This window comes from Pseudomonas sp. S2_H01, assembly GCF_054668305.1.
In genome coordinates this window covers 5,745,046-5,764,990 of record NZ_CP162756.1, presented here as the reverse complement: position 1 = coordinate 5,764,990, position 19,945 = coordinate 5,745,046, and the positions used below count along the sequence as shown (strand labels likewise).

Here is a 19,945-nt window from a genome sequence, read left to right as displayed (position 1 = left end):
CCCGCGATCGAACGGGAACCGGTCGTAAAATCAGCTCGTGATGTGCGTCTGGCACACCGCTCAATCGGGTTTTACTGCTGCTTCGCAGCAGATCGCGGGACAAGCCACGCTCCTACAGGATTTGCGTTGGTGTTAGAACCGCGAGCCTGTTCAGATCAAGTTATGGGTTTTCAGCCATCCAAGGCCTGCTTCGGTGGTGGTCAGCGGCTTGTATTCACAACCGATCCAGCCGCGATAACCCAGCTTGTCCAGATGCCCGAACAGGAAGCCGTAGTTGATCTCGCCGGTGCCGGGTTCGTGGCGGCCGGGGTTGTCCGCCAGTTGGACGTGGCGAATCACCGGCAGGTTCTTTTCCAGGGTCCGGGCCAGATCGCCCTCCATGATCTGCATGTGATAGATGTCGTATTGCAACGACAGATTGCGGCTGCCGACTTTCTCGCGGATGTCCAGTGCCTGGGCCGTGGTGTTGAGGTAGAAACCCGGAATGTCGAGGGTGTTGATCATTTCCATGACCAGGTCGATGCCCTGAGTCTGCAGCTTGTCCGCCGCGTACTTGAGGTTGTCGACGAAGGTCTTTTCGATCAGCGCATCGTCAAAGCCTTGTGGCTTGATCCCCGCCAGGCAGTTGACCTGGGTATTGCCCAGCACTTTGGCGTAGGCAATCGCCAGATCGACGCCGGCATAGAACTCTTCGACCCGGTCGGGATGGCAGGCAATACCGCGCTCGCCTTTGGCCCAATCCCCGGCGGGCAGGTTGAACAGCACCTGGGTCAAGCCGTTGGCGTCCAGTTCGGCCTTGATCTGCGCCGAGCTGAAGTCATACGGAAACAGGTACTCGACACCGCTGAAGCCCGCGTTGGCGGCGGCTTCGAAGCGTTGCAGAAAGTCCAGCTCGGTGAAGAGCATGGACAGGTTGGCGCATAAACGGGGCATGGTGGCTCCTTGTTCTCACTCTTGTTGAGGGGCGTCAATCAGTCCAGCAGGCTGATGGCGGTCGGGGCGTCGTCGCGGTGTTCGGCCAGCGATTCGAATTCATTGATCGCGTTGATCTCGGTGCCCATGGCGATGTTGGTCACACGCTCCAGAATGATCTCGACGACCACCGGAACGCTGTACTGCTGCATCAGGCTGGACGCTTCGGCAAGGGCGGCCTGGATATGTGCCGGATCGCTGACCCTGATCGCCTTGCAGCCCAGCCCTTCGGCGACCGCAACATGGTCGACGCCATAGCCTTCCAGCTCCGGGGCGTTGATGTTGTCGAACGCCAGTTGCACGCAGTAATCGATGTCGAAGTTGCGCTGTGCCTGACGGATCAGGCCCAGGTACGAGTTGTTCACCACGACGTGGATGTACGGCAGCTTGAACTGCGCACCGACGGCCAGTTCTTCGATCATGAACTGGAAGTCATAGTCGCCGGACAGCGCAACGACCTTGCGGCCTGGATCGGCTTTCGCCACGCCCAGCGCTGCCGGAATGGTCCAGCCGAGCGGGCCTGCCTGGCCGCAGTTGATCCAGTGACGCGGCTTGTAGACGTGCAGGAATTGCGCGCCGGCGATCTGCGACAGGCCGATGGTGCTGACGTAGCAGGTGTCCTTGCCGAAGAACTGGTTCATCTCTTCGTAAACACGTTGCGGCTTGACCGGAATGTTGTCGTAGTGCGTCTTGCGCTGCATCGTGCGCTTGCGTTCCTGGCAGCTGGCGAGCCAGCCGCTACGGTCCTTCAGCTTGCCGGCGGTGTGCCATTCGCGGGCCACTTCAAGGAACATCGCAAGGGCGGCGCCTGCGTCCGAGACGATGCCCAGGTCCGGCATCAGTACCCGGCCAATCTGCGTCGGTTCGATATCAATGTGGATGAACTTGCGACCCTCGCTGTACACCGAAACGGTGCCGGTGTGGCGGTTCGCCCAGCGGTTACCGATGCCGAGCACCATGTCCGATTCCAGCATCGTGGCGTTGCCGTAGCGGTGGGACGTCTGCAGTCCGACCATGCCTGCCATCTGTGGATGGTCATCTGGAATCGTGCCCCAGCCCATCAGGGTCGGGATCACCGGGATGCCGGTCAGTTCGGCGAATTCCACCAGCGCGTCCGAAGCGTCGGCATTGATGATGCCGCCACCGGCCACGATCAGCGGGCGCTCGGAGGCGTTGAGCATGGCCAGGGCTTTTTCGATCTGATTGCGACTGGCTTGCGGTTTGATCACCGGCAGCGGTTCGTACGCGTCGATGTCGAATTCAATCTCCGCCATCTGCACGTCGAACGGCAGGTCGATCAGTACAGGGCCCGGACGACCGCTGCGCATCAACTGAAAGGCTTTCTGGAACACGTAAGGCACTTGGCCCGGCTCCATGACGGTGGTCGCCCACTTGGCGACCGGGGAAGCGATGCTGGCGATGTCGACCGCCTGGAAGTCTTCCTTGTGCATGCGGGCACGGGGCGCTTGCCCGGTGATGCAGAGGATCGGAATCGAGTCGGCAGACGCAGAGTAGAGGCCGGTGATCATGTCAGTACCGGCAGGGCCGGACGTGCCGATGCAGACGCCGATGTTGCCTGCGATTGCCCGGGTGTAACCCTCGGCCATGTGTGAGGCGCCCTCGACATGACGTGCCAGCACGTGATCGATGCCGCCGAGTTTCTTGAATGCGGCGTACAACGGGTTGATGGCAGCGCCGGGGATACCGAACGCGGTATCGACCCCTTCGCGACGCATCACCAGAACGGCGGCTTCGATGGCTCTCATGATGGTCATTTGTTAGTCTCCTGAACTCGATAGTTTTTGTACGTAGTTCTTTATTTTTTGTACGCAAGCAGCGTGATTTGAATTGAAGTTTTTGTGAATGGCTGCTTTTGGCAATTCTGTCGGTATCAGGAGTATCGAATGGATCGTTACACAGAGCTGCGCAGCTACGTGCTGGTGGCCACTCATGGCAGCTTCGCCGCGGCCGCGCTGGTCGAAGGCGTGACCCCGGTCATCATGGGAAGGCGACTCAGTGCGCTGGAGGATCGACTGGGCGTGAAGCTGATTCACCGGTCAACCCGTGGGCTGACCCTGACCGACGCAGGTGATTCCTATCTGGAAAACGCCAAGCAGGTGCTGCAGTCGTTCGAAGAGCTGGACGCGAGCATTAGCGAAAACGAAAGCAGTGTGCGCGGCCACCTGGTGGTGTCGGCCCCGGCAGGTTTCGGACGTCAGCACGTGGCACCCCATGCGCCGGAATTCCAGGCGCGCTTTCCCGATCTGCAGCTGTCCTTCAACCTCACGGACAACGTGGTCGATCTGGTGCGTGAGGGGTATGACATGAGCATCCGCATCGGCGAAGTGCTCGACCCCAACTACGTGGCCATCAAGCTGTTCGCCAACAAACGGGTGGTGTGCGGGTCGCCGCAGTATTTCGTCGAACACGGGTTCCCACAGGCGCTGGAGGACCTGGCCGAGCACAACTGCCTGTCCTTCAACCTCCAGGGCGGACAGCATCGTGGCTGGACATTTCTGCGCGACGGCAAGCAGGTGGCGGTCAAGGTGGCCGGGAATCTGTACTGCAACGACGGCGAGCTGCTGTACGACTGGGCCAAGCGCGGCCTCGGCCTTTGCTGGCGTTCAACGTGGGAGATTCAGAACGAAATCGACAGTGGCGCACTGGTGACGGTATTGGATGAATTTGCGTTGCCCAGTTACGACATTCAGGGGGTGTACCCGCAGCAGCATTACCTGCCGGCAAAGGTGCGGTTTTTCATTGCTTTTCTCAAAGAGGTGTACAACCGGCCGGGGTATTGGAAGCAGGGGTGAATGGGCTTTGGTCCGCGACATTGAGCAAAACATTTCCGCTGGGAGAGCGAGCTTGCTCGCGAAGATTTATGGCCTGACGACAGAGCTGTATCGAATTGACCGGCGCTATCGTGAGCAAGCTCACTCCCACAGTGGAGTCACACAGCTGACTGATCCGCGACTAAAAAGCGCAACCTATCAAATCAGCTCCACGGAAACCGGCGGCAATCCGCGAATTTCACCCACCGCCAATCCCGGCCCTTTGGTCAGGTACATGCCGGTGTACGACCCCGTGGTGATCACCAGGTCCGGCGTTACACTCAGGCCATTTTGCGTGTGGTGATTGACCACCCAAGGCAGCAAGCGGCGCGGGTCACCGGCCGGGTTTGCACCGTCACCCGGCACGATGTCTTCATCGGCGAAGGTGAAGGTCAGTGCGGGTTCGACGAAGGGAAAGCTGGCGTCGTACGGCACAAAATGGCCCACGATCAACGCGCCATGGTTGAGCAGATCGCCGAGTGCCAGCAAAGGCTCGATCTTCGGCCATGCCGCAAAACGACTCGACACCACTTCGATGGTGGCGCCCATGGAACCGATGCTGCCCAGTACCTCTTCATCAGAGTAGGGCTCGTCACGGGGGGCGAATTCGCGGTTCAGGCGAAAGGCGATTTCCAGCTCCAGAATCGGCGCCGGGTAGTCAACGCATTCCACCTGACTGCCACTGGCAAACAGGCCGTCTTCAGGCAACAGTGCGCCATTGATCGGGCCGCCGTGGGTGGATTTTGAGCCGACTTTCCAACCGCCGACGGTCGTCTCACGCAGGCGCAGGATTTCCCGCTGCAAGGCATAAGCGCTGGCAGCATCAGCGGGCACGTATTCAGGACGAATCTCGGTGAGTTTCTGACCGTCGCGCATGGCGTCGACGATCAATTCGGCAATGTTCGCTGGGTGAGACGGTGGATTCACGCGGGACTTCCTTCAGGCAATTGAATGGAAAGCGCTCCACGGCCAAACCTTTCAGGGCCGCGGAGCCAGCAGGGCTACTCTAACCTCATTTGCTCACGACCGCCGACACCGGGCTTTGGGCGGAGGGCGGCCCGGACGACGGCAACGGGCCAATGACGGGGGCTTCAGGCAGGGTGAATTTATCTTCAGGCTTCATCCGCAAGGCCAGAATCACGCCGATCGCCATCAGGACCACACTGCCCGCAAAGGGCAGTTCCCAGCTGCCAAAGCGGTCGATCACATAACCTGAGACCACGGGCGACAGGATCGCGGCCGCCGCTGAGCCGGTGTTCATGATCCCGGAAGCGGTGCCGCTGTATTGCGGGGCGATGTCCATGGGAATCGCCCACATCGGGCCAATGGTCATTTCCGCGAAGAAGAAGCCACCCGCCAGGCACAGCATGGACACATAGACGTTATGGCTGAGCATGACCGGGATCACGCAGAGCAGCGTCAGGAACATGCAGATCGCAACCATCCAGCTGCGTGAGCGCTTCAGGCATTGGGTCTTGATCAGCAACCGGTCGGTAACCAGCCCGCCAAGGGTGTCACCGACCACACCGGCGAGGAACACCGCCGATGCGAAAATGGCCGATTTCTTAAGGTCCATGTTGTAGCTGTGCAGGAAGTACTGCGGAATCCACGACAGGAACAACCACAGCGTCCAGCCGTAGCAGAAGTAAACGACGGTCACCGGAAACATGCGCTTGAAGAGCGGCTTCCAGGGCACTTTCGGTGGCTTGGGTTTTGGCGGCGGCAGCAGCGCCAGTTCTGCCGGTGTGATGTGCGGGTGGTCCTTGGGATGCTCGGTGAAGACGAACGCCCAGAGCACGACCCACACCAGGCTGATCGCACCGCAGACAAAGAACGCGGCGCGCCAGCTGTACGCGGCCATGATTGCGACCACAGCCGCGGGCGCTACGGCATTGCCGATGCGGGCTGCGGAGTGGGTAATGCCTTGGGCGAAGCCGCGTTTTTCCTGAGCGACCCAACGTGACATGGCGGCAGTGGCCGCAGGGAAGGTGGCGCCTTCACCCAGGCCGAGCAGCAAGCGCGCCGCGAGCAGCGAAAACAGACCACCGGCAAAACCGGTGAGCACGGTCGCGAGCCCCCAGAGTGCGCCGCAAAAAATCAGCGTGCGGCGTGCGCCATACTTGTCACTGATCCAGCCGCCGATGATCTGGAACACCAGATACGGATATGCGAATGCCGAGAACACCAGGCCGATCTGGGTGTTGGACAGGCCGAACTCGGTGCCGAATCCGGAGGCGGCCGTGCTCACGTTGACACGGTCCAGGTAGGTGATGAAGTACATGACGCAGAGCATGAGCAGCACCATGCTCGTAGGGCGAAGGCGGAACAGTTTCATGACGCTATCTCCAGTTTCTTATTGTTCGCGCCAGTGGCGCGTGAGTCGGGATAGGGCAGAAGCAGGTTGCAGGCCTCAAGCGGCAAGTGAGTTGCCGCTTGAACGGCTGTTCATCGCTGGAAAGGGACGTGCTGCGAGCCGATGAAATCCATGGCCGCGGCCACGCCGCTGCCGCTGAGTTTCACCCCGGCCATTTGCAGGCCCATCTCGCAACCGGCCAGAGTCGCCATCAACGTCAGGTCGTTGCAGTCACCCAGATGGCCGATGCGGAACATCCGGCCTTTCATTTTGCCGAGCCCGGTGCCCAGTGACATGTCGAAGCGTTCGTAGATGACCTTGCGCACCTGATCCGCATCCACGCCGTCGGGCGTCATCACGCCCGTCAGCACGGGGCTGTACACCGACGGGTCCGCGCACTGGATCGGCAGCCCCCAGGCATTGACGGCCGTCCGGCAGGCTTGCGCCAGGCGGTTGTGGCGGGCGAACACATTGTCCAGGCCTTCGCCGAGGATCATGTCCAGCGCTTCGGACAGCCCATACAGCAGGTTGGTATTGGGGGTGTACGGCCAGTAACCGGTCTTGTTCATCTCGATGATTTCGTCCCACGCCCAGAAACTGCGCGGCAAACGTGCGTTTTGACTGGCAGCGACGGCTTTGGCGGACACGGCGTTGAAACTGATGCCCGGCGGAAGCATCAAGCCTTTCTGCGAACCCGACACCGTCACGTCCACGCCCCATTCGTCATGACGATAATCTGCCGAGGCCAGGCCTGAGATGGTGTCGACCAACAGCAGCGCAGGGTGTCCGGCAGCGTCGATGGCCTTGCGCACGGAAGCGATGTCGGATGTCACGCCGGTACTGGTTTCGTTGTGCACCACGCACACGGCTTTGATGCTGTGTGCGGTGTCGCGGCACAAACGCGCTTCGATCTTGTCGGCGTCCACGCCATAGCGCCAGCCTTCGATGCCTGGCAAACCGAGGAACTCCGGCTCGATGCCCAGGCTTTCAGCCATCTTCTTCCACAGCGTGGCGAAGTGACCGGTTTCGAACATCAGGACCTTGTCGCCCGCGCTCAGGGTATTGCACAGCGCCGCTTCCCAGGCGCCTGTGCCGGAGGCCGGATAAATGATCACGGGCTGGGTGGTTTTGAAGACCTGCTTGATACCCGTCAGCACCTTGATCCCCAATTCGGCGAACTCAGGACCTCGGTGGTCGATGGTGGGGTAGCTCATGGCACGCAGAATGCGGTCCGGGACCGGGCTGGGTCCAGGAATTTGCAGAAAATGACGACCGGCTGGGTGGAAATCGAGCTTCATGGTGGTACGCCTCTGTTTTTGTATTTTGAATGCAAAATACATTAGCAGTGGTTTGGCGTGCGTCAAATGGGCGTGCGCAAGCGCTTAATAACGCGATTTTTTACCGCAGAGGCCGAAATTCTGTCTTAGTATCCGAGCATCACTGTGAGGACTTTGTATGCAAGATTCAGATTTCTCGATGCCCACGGAAGGCGTGAAGCAACTGCCAAAGCTGGAGCGTCAACGTCTTCATGACACCGTGGTAGAGCATCTGCGCAGCTTTATCATTGAAGGCACACTGGGCGCAGGGACCAAACTCAACGAGCGTGAGTTGTGCGAGACCCTTGGTATTTCCCGCACGCCCTTGCGAGAAGCGCTGAAGGTTCTGGAAGCTGAAGGGCTCATCGAGATCTCACCCAATCGGGGCGCCAGCGTTGCCCGTATGTCGGAATTGGACATCCGCGAAGCGTTTGAGCTGATGAGCGGTCTGGAAGCGTTCGCCGGAGAACTGGCGTGCGAGCGGATCACCTCTGAAGAGCTGGACGAGATCAAGGCGCTGCATTACGCGATGGTGGTGTGCAAAAACCAGAATGACCTGCCCGGCTACTACCAGCGCAATCGTGCGATTCACGACCTGATCAACCTCGCTGCCCGCAACTCGGCGCTGCGACAGACGTACATGGCGTTGAACGGGCGAATACAGGCATTACGTTTTCGCTCGAACCTGCAAGCGCCGAAGTGGGAACGTGCGGTGCACGATCACGAAGACATGATCCAGGCGCTGGAAGCGCGCGACGGTAAACGCTTGAGTGCCATTCTGCGGCAGCACCTGTTGGCCAAGCGCGATGCATTGATGCTGATGCTGGGGCAGGGAAGCGAATGAACGGAACAGCAACTGCCGACACGTCGATCCGCTGCTGTTTAACCGTTGCCACACTCATCACCCAGCCGGGTGTATTCAAGTTTGTGCGAGACACCCTTGCTGTCCAGGTATTCCATTTGTGCCTTGACCGGGCCGCATGCGTTGGTCGCTGAACTGGCGTTACTGATTCGCACCACCTTGGCGATGTCGAGGTCCTGCGAGTAGTCGTACTGAACGTCCGTGGCGGCTGTGGCCGCTGTCTGGCCGGGCGTATCGTTGGCCGACGCGAACAGACTGAACATCGACAAAGCGGCAAACAGTGCGTATTTCATGACGGGCTCCAACGAAGCAATAGTGCAAGCGGCGATAGCGAAAGGGCTGGCTGATGGCGTCATTCTAGGGAGTGCGTCGGTTCGCTTAGAAATACTGTCTGTCGATAGGCGTCATCACGTGTGATGATGCGCACGAACCGGTGCTTTGCTGTCGGTAAAAGACCTGTTACCTGTTTAGAGAGGGATAACGTACGCCGGGCATTATTGTTTGACGCGGCGGAATAAAAGCGGATCAAGCGCGTCTTGCAAGGGACATTCACTGAATGCATCACGTGTTCACACTTTCCCTGTTCGAGACGCTGACTTTATGAAAACCCGTCCTTTGAAACTGAGCAAACTTCGCGCTGCGTTGGCGATCGCCGCATTCGCCCTGACCTCGGTCGGCATGGCGAGCGCGGCATCGGCTGCGCCGGTCCACAACATCGTGCTGGTGCATGGCGCATTCGTGAATGGCGCTGGCTGGAAGCCGGTGTACGACATTCTGGTCAAGGACGGCTATCACGTCTCGGTGGCTGCACACCCTTTGACGTCTTTCAATGATGACGTCACAGCCGTCAAACGCATTTTGGCGATGCAGGACGGACCGACCATTTTGGTCGGGCACAGCTATGGCGGCGCGGTGATTTCCAATGCGGGTGAGGACGCGCACGTTGCCGGGTTGGTGTATATCGCCGCCCACGCGCTGGATGTCGGTGAAACCGAAGCGGCGAACGGCAAGCTTTACCCCAATGCCACCAAGGCGGTGAAAAAGACCGACGACGGCTTCCTGTACCTCGATCCGGCGTTTTACCCTGCCGATTTCGCCGCTGACTTGCCCAAGGCTCAGGCAGAGTTCGAAGCCAATGCGCAATTCCTGACGTCAGCTTCCGTGTTCACCACGCCCGCCACGGTGGCCGCCTGGAAGACCAAGCCCAGCTGGTACGCAGTGGCCAAAGCGGATCGGATCATCAACCCGGACCTTGAACGCATGTACGCCAAGCGCGCTAATGCGCACACCATCGAAATCGACGGTGCCAGTCATGCGGTATACGAGTCGCATCCCAAGGAAGTCGCTGCGCTGATCGAACAGGCCGCGCAGCACGCGCAGGACGCGCCGTGATTCGATTGTCGTAGCCGTCTGGCTTGCTGGCGAACGCGCTCTTGCAAGCGCAACCGTCCGCAAGCCGGGCCACTACGCCGCGCGGTTCACCCGCGCTTCGAGGTCCTTGCGAAACAGCTCCGGGCGGCTCAAGTAATGCCCGAATGCCAGCACTTCCCACTGACCGTCGATCTCCAGGGCAAATGCCGGGACGCCTTGCGCACCCATGCGTCGCATGACGGCATGGCTGCTTTCCAGATGCTGTTCGATACCGTCATCGAGCAGCGCCAGGAGTTGGCCTTCGAACGTTTGTGGGTCATAACCCAGCACTTCGGCCACATCGATGATCACGGCGATATCGGCAATCGCCCGACCTTCCTGGTAATACGCGACCTGCAAACGCTTGAGCATCTCCACCCCGCGTCCGGACAGCGCTTCTGCGGCCAGCATCGCGGCGATCGGCAGTGAGGAGTCGAGCACCACGTCGTCGCGTTCCTGAAGCCCATTGACGTAAGCATCGCCAAACGTCTGTTTGCTGTAGAAGGTGATGCGCGTTTCATGGGGACGAACGAAGTCGCGCCATTCGGGTGACATTGTGCGGCGCTTGTCCCCGGACAGCATGCCGATGCCCTGTGGCTGAACATGAACGCCCGGGACACTCATGGCGGCGTTGATCATCGGCGCTGCGCCATAGCACCAGCCGCAGAAGGGGTCATACAGGTAATGCAGGGTTGCAGTGCTCATGCCGGGTTCCTCCAGAGGCGATAGGGGCGTTCAAACCAGTGCCGGGTAGTCGATATAGCCGCGTGCATCACCGCCGAAAAAGCTGTTGCCATCGGCCGGGTTCAGCGGGTGGTTCCCCTGCAGGCGCGCTGGCAGGTCGGGGTTGGCAATGAACGGGCGCCCAAAGGCGATGAGGTCGGCGCGGCCTTCCTGTAAGGCACGTTCGGCGGTGTGTTGGTCATAACCGCCCGCCAGCATCAGGACGCCTTTGAACTCGCTGCGCAGACGCGCAATGATTGCGTCCCAACGTGGATCGAATTGCTCGTCGCGCACGGTGCCCACCATGGCCGGTTCCACCAGGTGCAAGTAAGCAAGGTTAAGGGTGTCGAGTTGGCGAACGATGTAGCTGAAGGTTTCTTCCGGAGTCTCATCGCCCATGCCCATGAAGCGCCCCATCGGTGTCAGGCGCACGGCCACGCGATCCGCCCCGATTTCTTCGACGACCGCGCGAGTGACCTCCAGCACCAGTCCTGCTCGTTTTTCCAGGGAGCCGCCGTATTCATCGGTGCGATGATTACTCGCCGAGTTAATGAACTGATCCAGCAGATAGCCGTTACCGGCGTGAATCTCGACGCCGTCCATGCCTGCCAGCAGCGCGTTGCGCGCGGCGACGCGGTAGTCCTCGATGATCGCTTGAATGCCTTCGACGGTCAGGGCTTGCGGGACCGGAACATCGCCCCAGACGCCATGGCCGTGCTCATCAAGGATGAACGTCTTGCCCGGAACCGGCAGGGCACTGGGTGCCACCGGCAACCCGCCCTCAGGCTGAAACACGGGGTGCGAGACGCGGCCGACATGCCACAACTGCAGGAAGATACGGCCGCCCTCGGCGTGCACCGCGTCACTGACCTGTTTCCAGCCGGCCACCTGTTCAGCGGTGTGGATGCCGGGTGTCCACGCATAACCCTGGCCTTGCTGCGAAATTTGGGTCGCTTCGGTGACGATCAGTGCCGCAGACGCGCGCTGGCGATAATACTCGACGTTCATCGGGGTCGGCACGTTGCCGGGTTGACCGGCACGGGAGCGGGTGAGCGGCGCCATCGCCACGCGATGGTTGAGCGTCAGGTTGCCAAGCTTAATGGGGGAAAAGAGTTTCATGAGGGTTGCCTCGCAGGCTTGAAGGGTGTGTTCGATGGCTCTACGGTAGGCGTTCGGGCGGGGCGGGAGAATGGGTCGACGGCGCAACGGTGCTTCGCGTTCAGCGCAATGCTGACGTTCCAGGCGTCATTTCTGGCCAGCCAAAAAAAGCCCCGCAAGGGCGGGGCGCTGATGTAGGTTCACGGCGAGGCTCATCGGGTGACGAGCGGATCGATTCCCATGATCCGGTTGCCCATCGAGATGCCCCAGTCGACCATCTGCGCGCCTTCGCGCAATTGATCGCGCTGCCACGCGTCCAGCGCTTTGTGCAGCTCAGGCTGGTGCTGGAGTGCCTGGGCCAGCGCCACCGCATTGGCCGCCGCCTTGGCCGTACTTCCTGCGGTGTGTGGCCGTGGAATAAACGCGGCATCGCCCGTCAGCAACGTCCGGTCAAACACCATGCGAGGGACTTTAAGGTCCAGGATCGACTGCACGAAAATGGCCGGGGTGCGGCAAACCAGCTCAAGAAACGCGGGATTGATGCGCCCCTTGGCCACCGCCCGGAAGGCGGCTTCCTGCGCGGGCGCCATGGCACCCGGTGGCACCGAATGCAGGCGGCGCAGGCCAGCGTGGTCCGTCAACGCAGCGTCCAGCTCGGCGCCGGGCGCGGCTTTCAGGTACCAGAGCCAGTTGAACCGGCGTTCGCCAACCCGGGTTGAACCGTCCGCGCCGGGCACCATATACGTCAACATCAGCGACTCGGGGCTTTGCTGAAACACGAAATTTTCGTAGAGCAGGGCCTTGGCCTGATCCGGTAGGTCGCGTTCGTCCACCAGCCCGCGCCACACCAGATACCCCGAATACTCGGGTTGCACATCCGGCAGCACAAGACTGCGGACTGTGGAGTGGCCGCCGTCGGCGCCAATCAATAGATCGCCTTGTACCTGCTGGCCGCCTTCAAACGTGGCGGTGACTGCGTGGTCGTCTTGCTGGATGTCGATCAGGGTCGCGCCACGGTGATAATGCTCGCTGGGCAGACCCGACATCAGCGCGGCGTAAAGGGTGTTCCAGGACGTCTGGGTCTGAGGCATCACCTGGTTGTGGCGGATCTTGCCAGCAGCATCCAGAAAGACCCGGTGCCGGGAGCGCACACCCAGCGCATGGGTGTGCTGGATGCCGGAAAAATCGAATGCCCTCAACACATCAGGTTGCAGCACGATGCCGCCGCCCCGACTGTCCAGCGCTGCGGGTGAACGCTCGAACACCTCGACCTGCCAGCCGATCGCGCGCAACGCCGTCGCCGCGAACAACCCGCCCAGTGAGCCCCCGATGATCAACGCTTTGCCCGCAGGTGCGGGTACTTGATGGGGAGATGAGTCGTTCATGGGGCTGCGCTCCAGGTGCGATGAATGCCGACACACTAGAGCTGCTGCCGTGTTCGGAGAATCCGCCGCTGACGCAAAAGCGCATTGCGCTGGGTGCAAGAGCGTCAGCTGGACATCATCTCCTGCATGAACGCTATAAACGCCTTCACCCGCTTCGAGCCACGGTGGTTGGGCAGGTACAGCGCCGAGATTTCGCTTTTGGCGTTGTCCGGGTAGGCCGGGCTGTTTTCGAACAGCTCGACCAGCCGTCCGGCGTCGATGTCCTGATCGATCAGCCAGTCGGGGAGCAGAGCGATGCCAGTGCCTGCCAGCGCCAGTTCACGAAGGACCTCGGCGTTGTTGCTTTTGAAGCGGCCGTTGACGGAGACGCGAGTTTCTCCGTCGATCGAGAGAAAGGTCCAGGCTTGCTGGGGATTGCCGAAATTGAAGCGCAGGCAGTCGTGGTTGGAGAGTTCAGCCGGTGTCTGTGGCTTGCCGTGCTGCTCGAGGTAGCCAGCGCTGGCGATTACCCGACGCCGAAACGTCCCGACCGGGCGGCTGACCACGCCGTCCATGGGGGCAGCGGAGCCCAGGCGTATCGACAGGTCAACCCGCTCGCTAAACAGGTCAACAATGCTGTCGGTGAGGGTGATGTCCAGTTCCAGGCGAGGGTAGCGACTCATCAGTGCACCCAGCTTCGGTGCGATGATGGTCCGCCCGAAAGCGGTTGGCACCGAGATGCGCAGCGGACCCGAAGGCTCGTCGTCACTGTCCATCACGGTCGCGTCGGCGTCCGCCACGTCTTCGAGAATCTTGCGTGCGCGCGAGTAGTACGCAGCGCCGGCGTCGGACACCGTGACCTGGCGGGTCGAGCGGTTGAACAGCACGGTCCCCAACTCCGCTTCGAGTGAGTCGATCATCCGCGTCACACTGGACGTCGCCATGCCCAATTGTCGGGCCGCGGCTGAAAAGCCTTTGGCGTCGACGGTTTCCACGAACATCTTCAAGGCGAGCAGCTTGTCCATTGACCTTCCGTCATACCTGCGGTGTAGGGCCGCAGTGTAGGCGGTCGGTGCGAGCTCGCCAACGGCAGTATTCAGCGGTTTTGGCTCACTGAAGGTATCGTCGGCCAGTCGGGCATGTTCGCGATCCCCAGTACGTCTATTTTTCCCTGAGGCGTCACCCACACAAACAATGAACTGTCGTACTCGCTGGCAGCCGCGTGTTTAAAGCCTGTCTGTTTTTCAAAGTCGCTGATACAACCGCTGTGGGTGACCAGGATGAGATTGTGCTGCGCCTGTTTGTGCGAGAGCACATCATCGCGCATCGTCTTCCCGCAATCCGCCAGCCATTGTTGGCTGACAGATCGGGCGTCAAACATGAACTGCGCGGTCTGTGCGGTCCGGGTAATCGGGCTGTGCATGATGTCCGTGTTACCCAGTCCCCATCCTGCATAGGAACGGCCCAGTTGCTGTGACTCCGTGCTGCCAAGCCGGGTGATCCCGTCGGCTGGCCCCAGACATGCATTGCTGGAACGGTCGCACCGCTCGGCGTGCCGTACGAGGACCACCACATCGCCCCGGCGCCAATGTTCCTTCAGGCCGATGACGTCCGGCGACTCTGGATTTCTCATGTCCAGAATCGCCGGCGACACCGGCCAGACAATGAAGCCCGTGGTCATGGTGACCATCAGCGCGATGCCGAGAATGATCGAGCGACGTGAGCGATTTCTTCCTCGTTTGAAAAACACGGGCCATCTGATTGAACCGTTGGACATGGGTGTCACCTGATACCTGTTGCACGGGTGAAGACGGGGAGTGCGAGCGCACGCTCGACCCGAGAATGCGATGAGCGCCACGTTAAGGATCGGGAAGTGGAGCGGGGGTGAAGGCACTGTGAAAAATTTGCGGGTCACGAAAGTGACACAAACGGAAAACGCCGCTATGGCATTCGCACTCGATTGCAGAACAACGGCATTCCTTTATGGAATCCATACTATAAAAAACATGAATTTTGTTTATGGACGCCCGCCCTCTACCCTAGACGGACCACACGCCAAAGGACCTGACATGAGCGTTCAGCCGCCATCCGCCCCTTCACAAGCCTCTGCTGCCGACCCGTCCGTCGCTGAGCGTCACTGGAAGCGCAACCTGACCGTCTGCGTTTTCGGTGCCTTCACCACGATCGTCGCCATGACGCTGTTGCTGCCGTTCCTGCCGCTGTATGTCGAACACCTGGGCGTCAGTGATCCCGCGGCCATCGTGCAATGGTCGGGCGTGGCATTCGGTGCGACGTTTCTGTCGGCGGCGCTGACGGCACCGCTCTGGGGGCGCTTGGGCGATCGCTATGGGCGCAAGCTGATGTTGATCCGGGCAAGCCTCGGGATGGCCATCGCGATGTCGTTGATTGGCCTGGCGGAGAACATTTATCAGCTGGTGGGGTTGCGCCTGTTGGCCGGGTTGTTGGGCGGGTACGCGTCGGGCGCGACGATTCTGGTGGCGACGCAGACCCCCAAAGAGCGCTCCGGCTGGGCACTGGGCACGCTGTCGTCGGGGATCATGGCAGGCAATCTCACCGGCCCCTTGATTGGCGGGCTCCTGCCGCCACTGATCGGCATACGCAACACGTTCTTTCTGGCGGGTGGCGTGATCTTCCTGACCTTTCTCGCCACCTTGTTTCTGATGAAGGAAACACCGCGTCCCAAACGCGCCGCTGGAGCACCCAAGCCGGTGACGGTGCGCCCATGGGACGTGATTCCGGATAAAAAGCCGGTGGTCACGATGTTCGTGGTGGCGTGTCTGGTGATGTTCTCGATCATGTCCATCGAGCCCATCATCACGGTGTACCTGATCCAGTTGCACACCAAGAACGTGACCTTGATGGCGGGTCTGGTGATGTCCGCGACGGCCTTGGCCAGCGTGTTGTCGGCATCGCGCATCGGCAAGCTGGCGGACCGCATCGGTCATTGGAAGGTGGTGATCGGTTGCCTCAGCGCGGCGGCTGTGCTGCTGATCCCGCAGGCGTTCGTCAGCAACGAATGGCAACTGGTGGTATTGCGCTTTCTCATGGGGATCGCGTTGGGTGGTCTGCTGCCGTGCATCGCCGCGATCATTCGTCACTCGGTCCCGGACATCGTGGCCGGGCGAATGTTGGGTTATTCCACCTCAAGCCAATACGTCGGTCAGGTACTTGGGCCGCTGACCGGCGGTTACCTGGGCGGCCATTTCGGCATGCCGATTGTGTTCATTGCCACCTGCGTCTTGATGGCGGCGTGTGCGGCAGTGATGCTGGTCATGCGCCCGGTGAGTGTGCGGTGACAACCGTCAGAGCACGTGGGCCTCGCCTGCCGTCGACAGCCTGACGGTACTGCCCAAGGGCGGAATATTGATGCCGGGGTTGCGCACGTTCAGCGTGCGATGGGGGATCTGTTCCCCGCCAGCCGTGGTTCTGGCGGCAAGTTCCAGCGTCAGAATGCAAGAGCTGCCAGTAAAATCGATGTCCGTCACGCGCCCGACACTGTAGGGCCCCGACTCAGCGGCATCGTGCGTGACGACCGTCAGTTGTTCGGGGCGCAGCAGGATTTGCGCGGCACCTTGTCGGCGCGGTTTGAGCACGGGTACCGAGCCCAGTTCGCAGGTGGCGATATCCCCCTCGACCCACGCAGGCAAGATGATCGCGTCGCCTAGAAACACGGCGGTCTCCTCGTCAACCGGGTGGCGGTACAGTGCCATCGGGGAACCTGCCTGCACCAGCTTGCCTTGACGCATGACCGCCAACTGATCGGCAAATGACAGCGCTTCTGCCTGGTCGTGAGTCACCAGAATCGTGGTGATGCCCGCGTCAGACAACAGTTTGCTGACCGCCTTGCGCATGCTGCTGCGCAGGCCGGTATCGAGCGCCGAAAAGGGTTCATCGAGGAGCATGATGCCGGGGTTTTGCGCCAGCGCCCTGGCCAGCGCGACACGCTGCTGCTGACCGCCCGACAGTTCGTGTGGCCAGCGTTCGCCCATCGATTCATCGAGCGAGACCATCTCCAGCAACTCGCTGATGCGTCGGCGTCGAAACGCGCGATCACCCGAGAGGCCGAAACCAATGTTCGCGGCCACAGACAGGTGAGGAAACAGCGCGCCATCCTGCGGTACGTAGCCGATGTTGCGCAGGTGCGCCGGCACCGCGCGGGTTTCATCGACCAGCCAGTCGCCTTGCAGGGCAATGCGTCCACGGTCCGGGAATTCAAAGCCTGCGATCATCCGCAATAACGTGGTTTTGCCGGACCCCGAAGGGCCGACGATCGCGGTGCGACTGCCTGCAGGAATCGACAGGCTGACGTTGTCCAGCGCCCGGACATTTCCGAAGGATTTATAAAGCGCGTGCAGCTCAAGAGCGTTCATCGGCCTGCCGTACGTTTGGATTGGTGATAGAGAAGGGCGGTCAGCGGTAACGACAGCAGGACCATGATCAGGGCGTATGGAGCGGCGGCCGCATAGTCGATCTCACTGGTCATGGCCCAGAACCCGGTCGCCAGCGTGCGTGTGCCGCTGGGCGAGAGAAGCAGGGTAGCGGTCAGCTCGTTGGTGATGGCCAGAAACACCAGCGCGGCGCCGGCTGCTGCCCCAGGCGCTGCAAGGCGCAAGGTGATCAGCCACAGGGCCTGGGTCGGCGTGCGACCGAGGCTGCGGGCGATGTTCTCCAACTCGACCGGTGCCTGGGCAATGCCGGCGCGCAGGCTAACCAACGCGCGGGGCAGGAACATCAGCAGATACGCCAGCAACACGGTGATCACGGTCTGATAGATCGGCCGCGCCACCTTGATGGTGATGGTCACCAGCGCCAGCGCGACCACGATGCCCGGTAACGAACTGGTGATGTAGTTGCAGCTTTCCATCAGCCGGTTGAACCGACTTGGCGCGCGAATCGACAGCCAGGCGATGGGGAACGCGGCGGCCGTGATCAGCACCGCACCGACGGACGCCAGCATCAGGGTCTGTCGCACGGCGTCGAGCAGCCCGTCCTGCTGCCAGGCCTCGCTGCCTCCGGCGATCAGCCATCTTGCCAACGTAATGAGCGGCACGCCGAGGGCCAGAAGAGACAGGCTCATTTGCAACAGCAGGCACAACGCCGTGGCCGTTCTCGACAGCTGCCAGAGCTGCGGTTGGCGTGCACTGCCTGACCCCACGCGGGCGTAACGCGCGTTGCCTCGGGCAGCGGACTCCAGCGTCAGCAACAACAGGCACAGCAGCGCCAGTACACCGGCGAGCATGTTCGCGGCCGGCCCGTTAAAAGACGACTGGAACTGGTCGAAAATTGCCGTGGTGAACGTGTCGAAACGAATCATCGCAAACAGGCCGTACTCTGCGAGCAGGTGCAGTCCGATCAGCAACGAGCCCCCGCAGATCGCCAGCCGCAGTTGCGGCAACACGATGCGCAAAAACACCGCCAGCGGTTTGAGGCCCAGCGATTGGCCCACGTCCTCGATGGCGGGATCCAGTCGCCGCAAGGTCGCGGCGATGGGCAGGTAAAGAAAGGGGAAGTAGGCCAGCACGGACACCAGCACGGCGCCCGATAACCCATGCATCGAGGGCACCAGACTGACCCATGCGTAGCTGTGGACGAACGCCGGAACAGCAATGGGCGCGGTGGCGAGCAGCGACCACAGCCGACGTCCCGGCAAGTCGCTGCGCTCCGTCAGCCAGGCCACCGCCAGCGACAGCACGATGCACAGCGGCAAGGTGATCAGCACCAGCATCAGGGTATTGAGCAAGAGCTCCGCGACCCGGGGGCGAAACACCAGCTGGACGATGCTGTCCCAGCCACTCTGAATCGCGATGAAAATCACGAAACCCAGGGGCAGCAGCGCCAGCAGCGAGATGACCCATGAGCTGCCGGTGATCCAGGCGGCGAAATGCCGCCCCTGTTTGCGCCCGCGCGAAGCCGCCGTGGGCGCAGAACCGGTCACAGGCGCGTTTGCCGAGGTGGACATCCGTTCCAGTTGCACAGTCAGAGAAGTCCCGCCTGGGTCATCAAGTCCACGACCTTTTTACTGTCCAGTTTCGACGCGTCAACCGCCGGCGCATCGAGTTCGGCCAGTGGCGTCAGCTGGGCATTGGAGGCCGCGCCCTGGCCGACGGCGTACTCAAAGGATTTGCCATCCTTGAGCACCGCCTGGCCTTCCTGGCCGGTGATCCATTTGATGAACGCCTGCGCCTGCTCCTGATGCTTACTGGAGGCCAGCACGCCGCCACCGGAAATGCTCACGAAGGCGCCCGGGTCCTTGTGCTTGAAGTAATGCAGGGAGGTGTTCTTGCTGTTTTCGCCGGTTTTGGACTGATCGACGAAGCTGTAGTAGTGAAAAATCACGCCGCTGTCGACCTGACCGGCGTTGACCGCCTTGAGCACAGCGCTGTTGCCACGATAAGCCGTGAAGTTGGCTTTCATGCCTTTGAGCCACTGCAGCGTTGTCGCTTCGCCTTTCAGCGCCAGCATGCCGCCGACGATGGCCTGGAAGTCAGCGCCGGCGGGCGACGCAGCCCAGCGACCTTTCCAGCTCGGGTCGGCCAGATCCAGGATCGACTTGGGCAGTTGCTCCTGGGTCAGTTTGTCCTTGTTGTAAACGAACACCGTCGAGCGCGCCGCGATGCCGACCCAGTTGCCATGAGCCGGGCGGTAAGCCGAGGCGACTTGTGACAGGGTCGTCGGTGCGATCGGAGCGAACAGGCCGGCGCCGTCGACGAGCACCATGGAAGGGGAGTTTTCAGTCAGGAAGACGTCTGCCGGGGACGCCTTACCCTCCTGAACGATCTGGTTCGCCATCTCGGTGTCATCGCCATTGCGCAACGTGACCTTGATGCCTGTCTCTTTCGTGAAGCCCTCGACCCAAGCCTTGGTCAGCCCTTCGTGCTGGGCGTTGTACACGACCAGGCCGTCGTCGGCCCAGACGCCGGCGCTGGAACAGGTCATGGCGGCGAGCAGGGCAGCTTTGAAAAAGGTGGGTCTGTGAAAGGTCATTGTCAGGGTTC

At 61.1% G+C, this 19,945-nt stretch carries 18 protein-coding genes; 4 read left to right on the top strand and 14 right to left on the bottom strand.

Going from position 1 to position 19,945, the window contains the following annotated elements:
- Window positions 1–150: 150 nt before the first annotated feature.
- Both hyi and gcl read right to left on the bottom strand, forming a co-directional pair.
- Entirely contained in the window at window positions 151–933 is a 783-nt protein-coding gene (gene hyi, locus AB4N84_RS25675) for a hydroxypyruvate isomerase (RefSeq protein WP_074750638.1), read from the bottom strand.
- Window positions 934–971: 38 nt separating this feature from the next.
- Entirely contained in the window at window positions 972–2,747 is a 1,776-nt protein-coding gene (gcl, locus tag AB4N84_RS25670; protein WP_460043822.1) for a glyoxylate carboligase, read from the bottom strand.
- A gap of 129 nt (window positions 2,748–2,876) precedes the next feature.
- Here gcl and AB4N84_RS25665 point away from each other — a divergent pair, with 129 nt between their 5' ends.
- Complete coding sequence (locus AB4N84_RS25665) at window positions 2,877–3,785, top strand: LysR family transcriptional regulator (protein WP_074750643.1); 909 nt, start codon at window positions 2,877–2,879, stop codon at window positions 3,783–3,785.
- Between the two features lie 177 nt (window positions 3,786–3,962).
- On the opposite strand, the gene AB4N84_RS25660 is transcribed toward AB4N84_RS25665, so the two are convergent.
- The 3 genes from AB4N84_RS25660 to AB4N84_RS25650 all read right to left on the bottom strand — a co-directional run bounded on the left by AB4N84_RS25660 (window position 3,963) and on the right by AB4N84_RS25650 (window position 7,454).
- The gene (locus tag AB4N84_RS25660) at window positions 3,963–4,730 is read right to left on the bottom strand and encodes a 2-keto-4-pentenoate hydratase (protein ID WP_460043821.1); all 768 of its coding nucleotides are present in this window, start codon (window positions 4,728–4,730) and stop codon (window positions 3,963–3,965) included.
- Between the two features lie 85 nt (window positions 4,731–4,815).
- Window positions 4,816–6,138 (bottom strand): MFS transporter, encoded by a 1,323-nt coding sequence (locus AB4N84_RS25655; protein WP_083370600.1) that lies wholly within the window; start codon window positions 6,136–6,138, stop codon window positions 4,816–4,818.
- A gap of 110 nt (window positions 6,139–6,248) precedes the next feature.
- Window positions 6,249–7,454 carry a pyridoxal-phosphate-dependent aminotransferase family protein gene (locus AB4N84_RS25650; protein WP_460043820.1) on the bottom strand — a complete coding sequence of 402 codons (1,206 nt, stop codon included), beginning with the start codon at window positions 7,452–7,454 and terminating at the stop codon, window positions 6,249–6,251.
- A gap of 157 nt (window positions 7,455–7,611) precedes the next feature.
- On the opposite strand from AB4N84_RS25650, the gene AB4N84_RS25645 reads away from it, so the two are divergent.
- Entirely contained in the window at window positions 7,612–8,316 is a 705-nt protein-coding gene (locus AB4N84_RS25645; protein ID WP_074750648.1) for a GntR family transcriptional regulator, read from the top strand.
- Window positions 8,317–8,354: 38 nt separating this feature from the next.
- Here AB4N84_RS25645 and AB4N84_RS25640 read toward each other — a convergent pair whose 3' ends face one another.
- Window positions 8,355–8,627 carry a DUF2790 domain-containing protein gene (locus tag AB4N84_RS25640; RefSeq protein ID WP_460043818.1) on the bottom strand — a complete coding sequence of 91 codons (273 nt, stop codon included), beginning with the start codon at window positions 8,625–8,627 and terminating at the stop codon, window positions 8,355–8,357.
- Between the two features lie 307 nt (window positions 8,628–8,934).
- On the opposite strand from AB4N84_RS25640, the gene AB4N84_RS25635 reads away from it, so the two are divergent.
- On the top strand, window positions 8,935–9,726 hold the full coding sequence (locus tag AB4N84_RS25635; RefSeq protein WP_460043817.1) for an alpha/beta fold hydrolase: 792 nt from the start codon (window positions 8,935–8,937) through the stop codon (window positions 9,724–9,726).
- 72 nt (window positions 9,727–9,798) lie between these two features.
- On the opposite strand, the gene AB4N84_RS25630 is transcribed toward AB4N84_RS25635, so the two are convergent.
- From AB4N84_RS25630 to pmrG, 5 genes are all read right to left on the bottom strand, one after another.
- On the bottom strand, window positions 9,799–10,449 hold the full coding sequence (locus AB4N84_RS25630; protein ID WP_460043815.1) for a DsbA family protein: 651 nt from the start codon (window positions 10,447–10,449) through the stop codon (window positions 9,799–9,801).
- 30 nt (window positions 10,450–10,479) lie between these two features.
- Entirely contained in the window at window positions 10,480–11,586 is a 1,107-nt protein-coding gene (locus AB4N84_RS25625; RefSeq protein ID WP_460043813.1) for an alkene reductase, read from the bottom strand.
- 191 nt (window positions 11,587–11,777) lie between these two features.
- Window positions 11,778–12,950 carry an FAD binding domain-containing protein gene (locus tag AB4N84_RS25620; RefSeq protein WP_460043811.1) on the bottom strand — a complete coding sequence of 391 codons (1,173 nt, stop codon included), beginning with the start codon at window positions 12,948–12,950 and terminating at the stop codon, window positions 11,778–11,780.
- Between the two features lie 104 nt (window positions 12,951–13,054).
- Window positions 13,055–13,954: a LysR family transcriptional regulator gene (locus tag AB4N84_RS25615; RefSeq protein ID WP_460043810.1), complete on the bottom strand. Its 900-nt coding sequence runs from the start codon at window positions 13,952–13,954 to the stop codon at window positions 13,055–13,057.
- 71 nt (window positions 13,955–14,025) lie between these two features.
- Window positions 14,026–14,619 (bottom strand): lipopolysaccharide core heptose(II)-phosphate phosphatase PmrG, encoded by a 594-nt coding sequence (gene pmrG, locus AB4N84_RS25610; protein WP_460043809.1) that lies wholly within the window; start codon window positions 14,617–14,619, stop codon window positions 14,026–14,028.
- A 379-nt stretch (window positions 14,620–14,998) separates the two neighbouring features.
- On the opposite strand from pmrG, the gene AB4N84_RS25605 reads away from it, so the two are divergent.
- Entirely contained in the window at window positions 14,999–16,246 is a 1,248-nt protein-coding gene (locus tag AB4N84_RS25605) for an MFS transporter (protein ID WP_460043807.1), read from the top strand.
- 6 nt (window positions 16,247–16,252) lie between these two features.
- Here AB4N84_RS25605 and AB4N84_RS25600 read toward each other — a convergent pair whose 3' ends face one another.
- The 3 genes from AB4N84_RS25600 to AB4N84_RS25590 are packed head-to-tail and all read right to left on the bottom strand — an operon-like array spanning window position 16,253 to window position 19,934.
- Entirely contained in the window at window positions 16,253–17,320 is a 1,068-nt protein-coding gene (locus AB4N84_RS25600; RefSeq protein WP_460043805.1) for an ABC transporter ATP-binding protein, read from the bottom strand.
- Window positions 17,317–18,909, bottom strand: a complete 1,593-nt coding sequence (locus AB4N84_RS25595; RefSeq protein ID WP_460043804.1) for an ABC transporter permease — start codon at window positions 18,907–18,909, stop codon at window positions 17,317–17,319. The genes AB4N84_RS25600 and AB4N84_RS25595 overlap by 4 nt, the downstream gene beginning before the upstream one ends.
- 17 nt (window positions 18,910–18,926) lie before the next feature.
- A complete protein-coding gene (locus AB4N84_RS25590) occupies window positions 18,927–19,934 on the bottom strand; it encodes an iron ABC transporter substrate-binding protein (protein WP_460043803.1) in 1,008 nt (335 codons plus the stop codon).
- Window positions 19,935–19,945 lie beyond the last annotated feature (11 nt).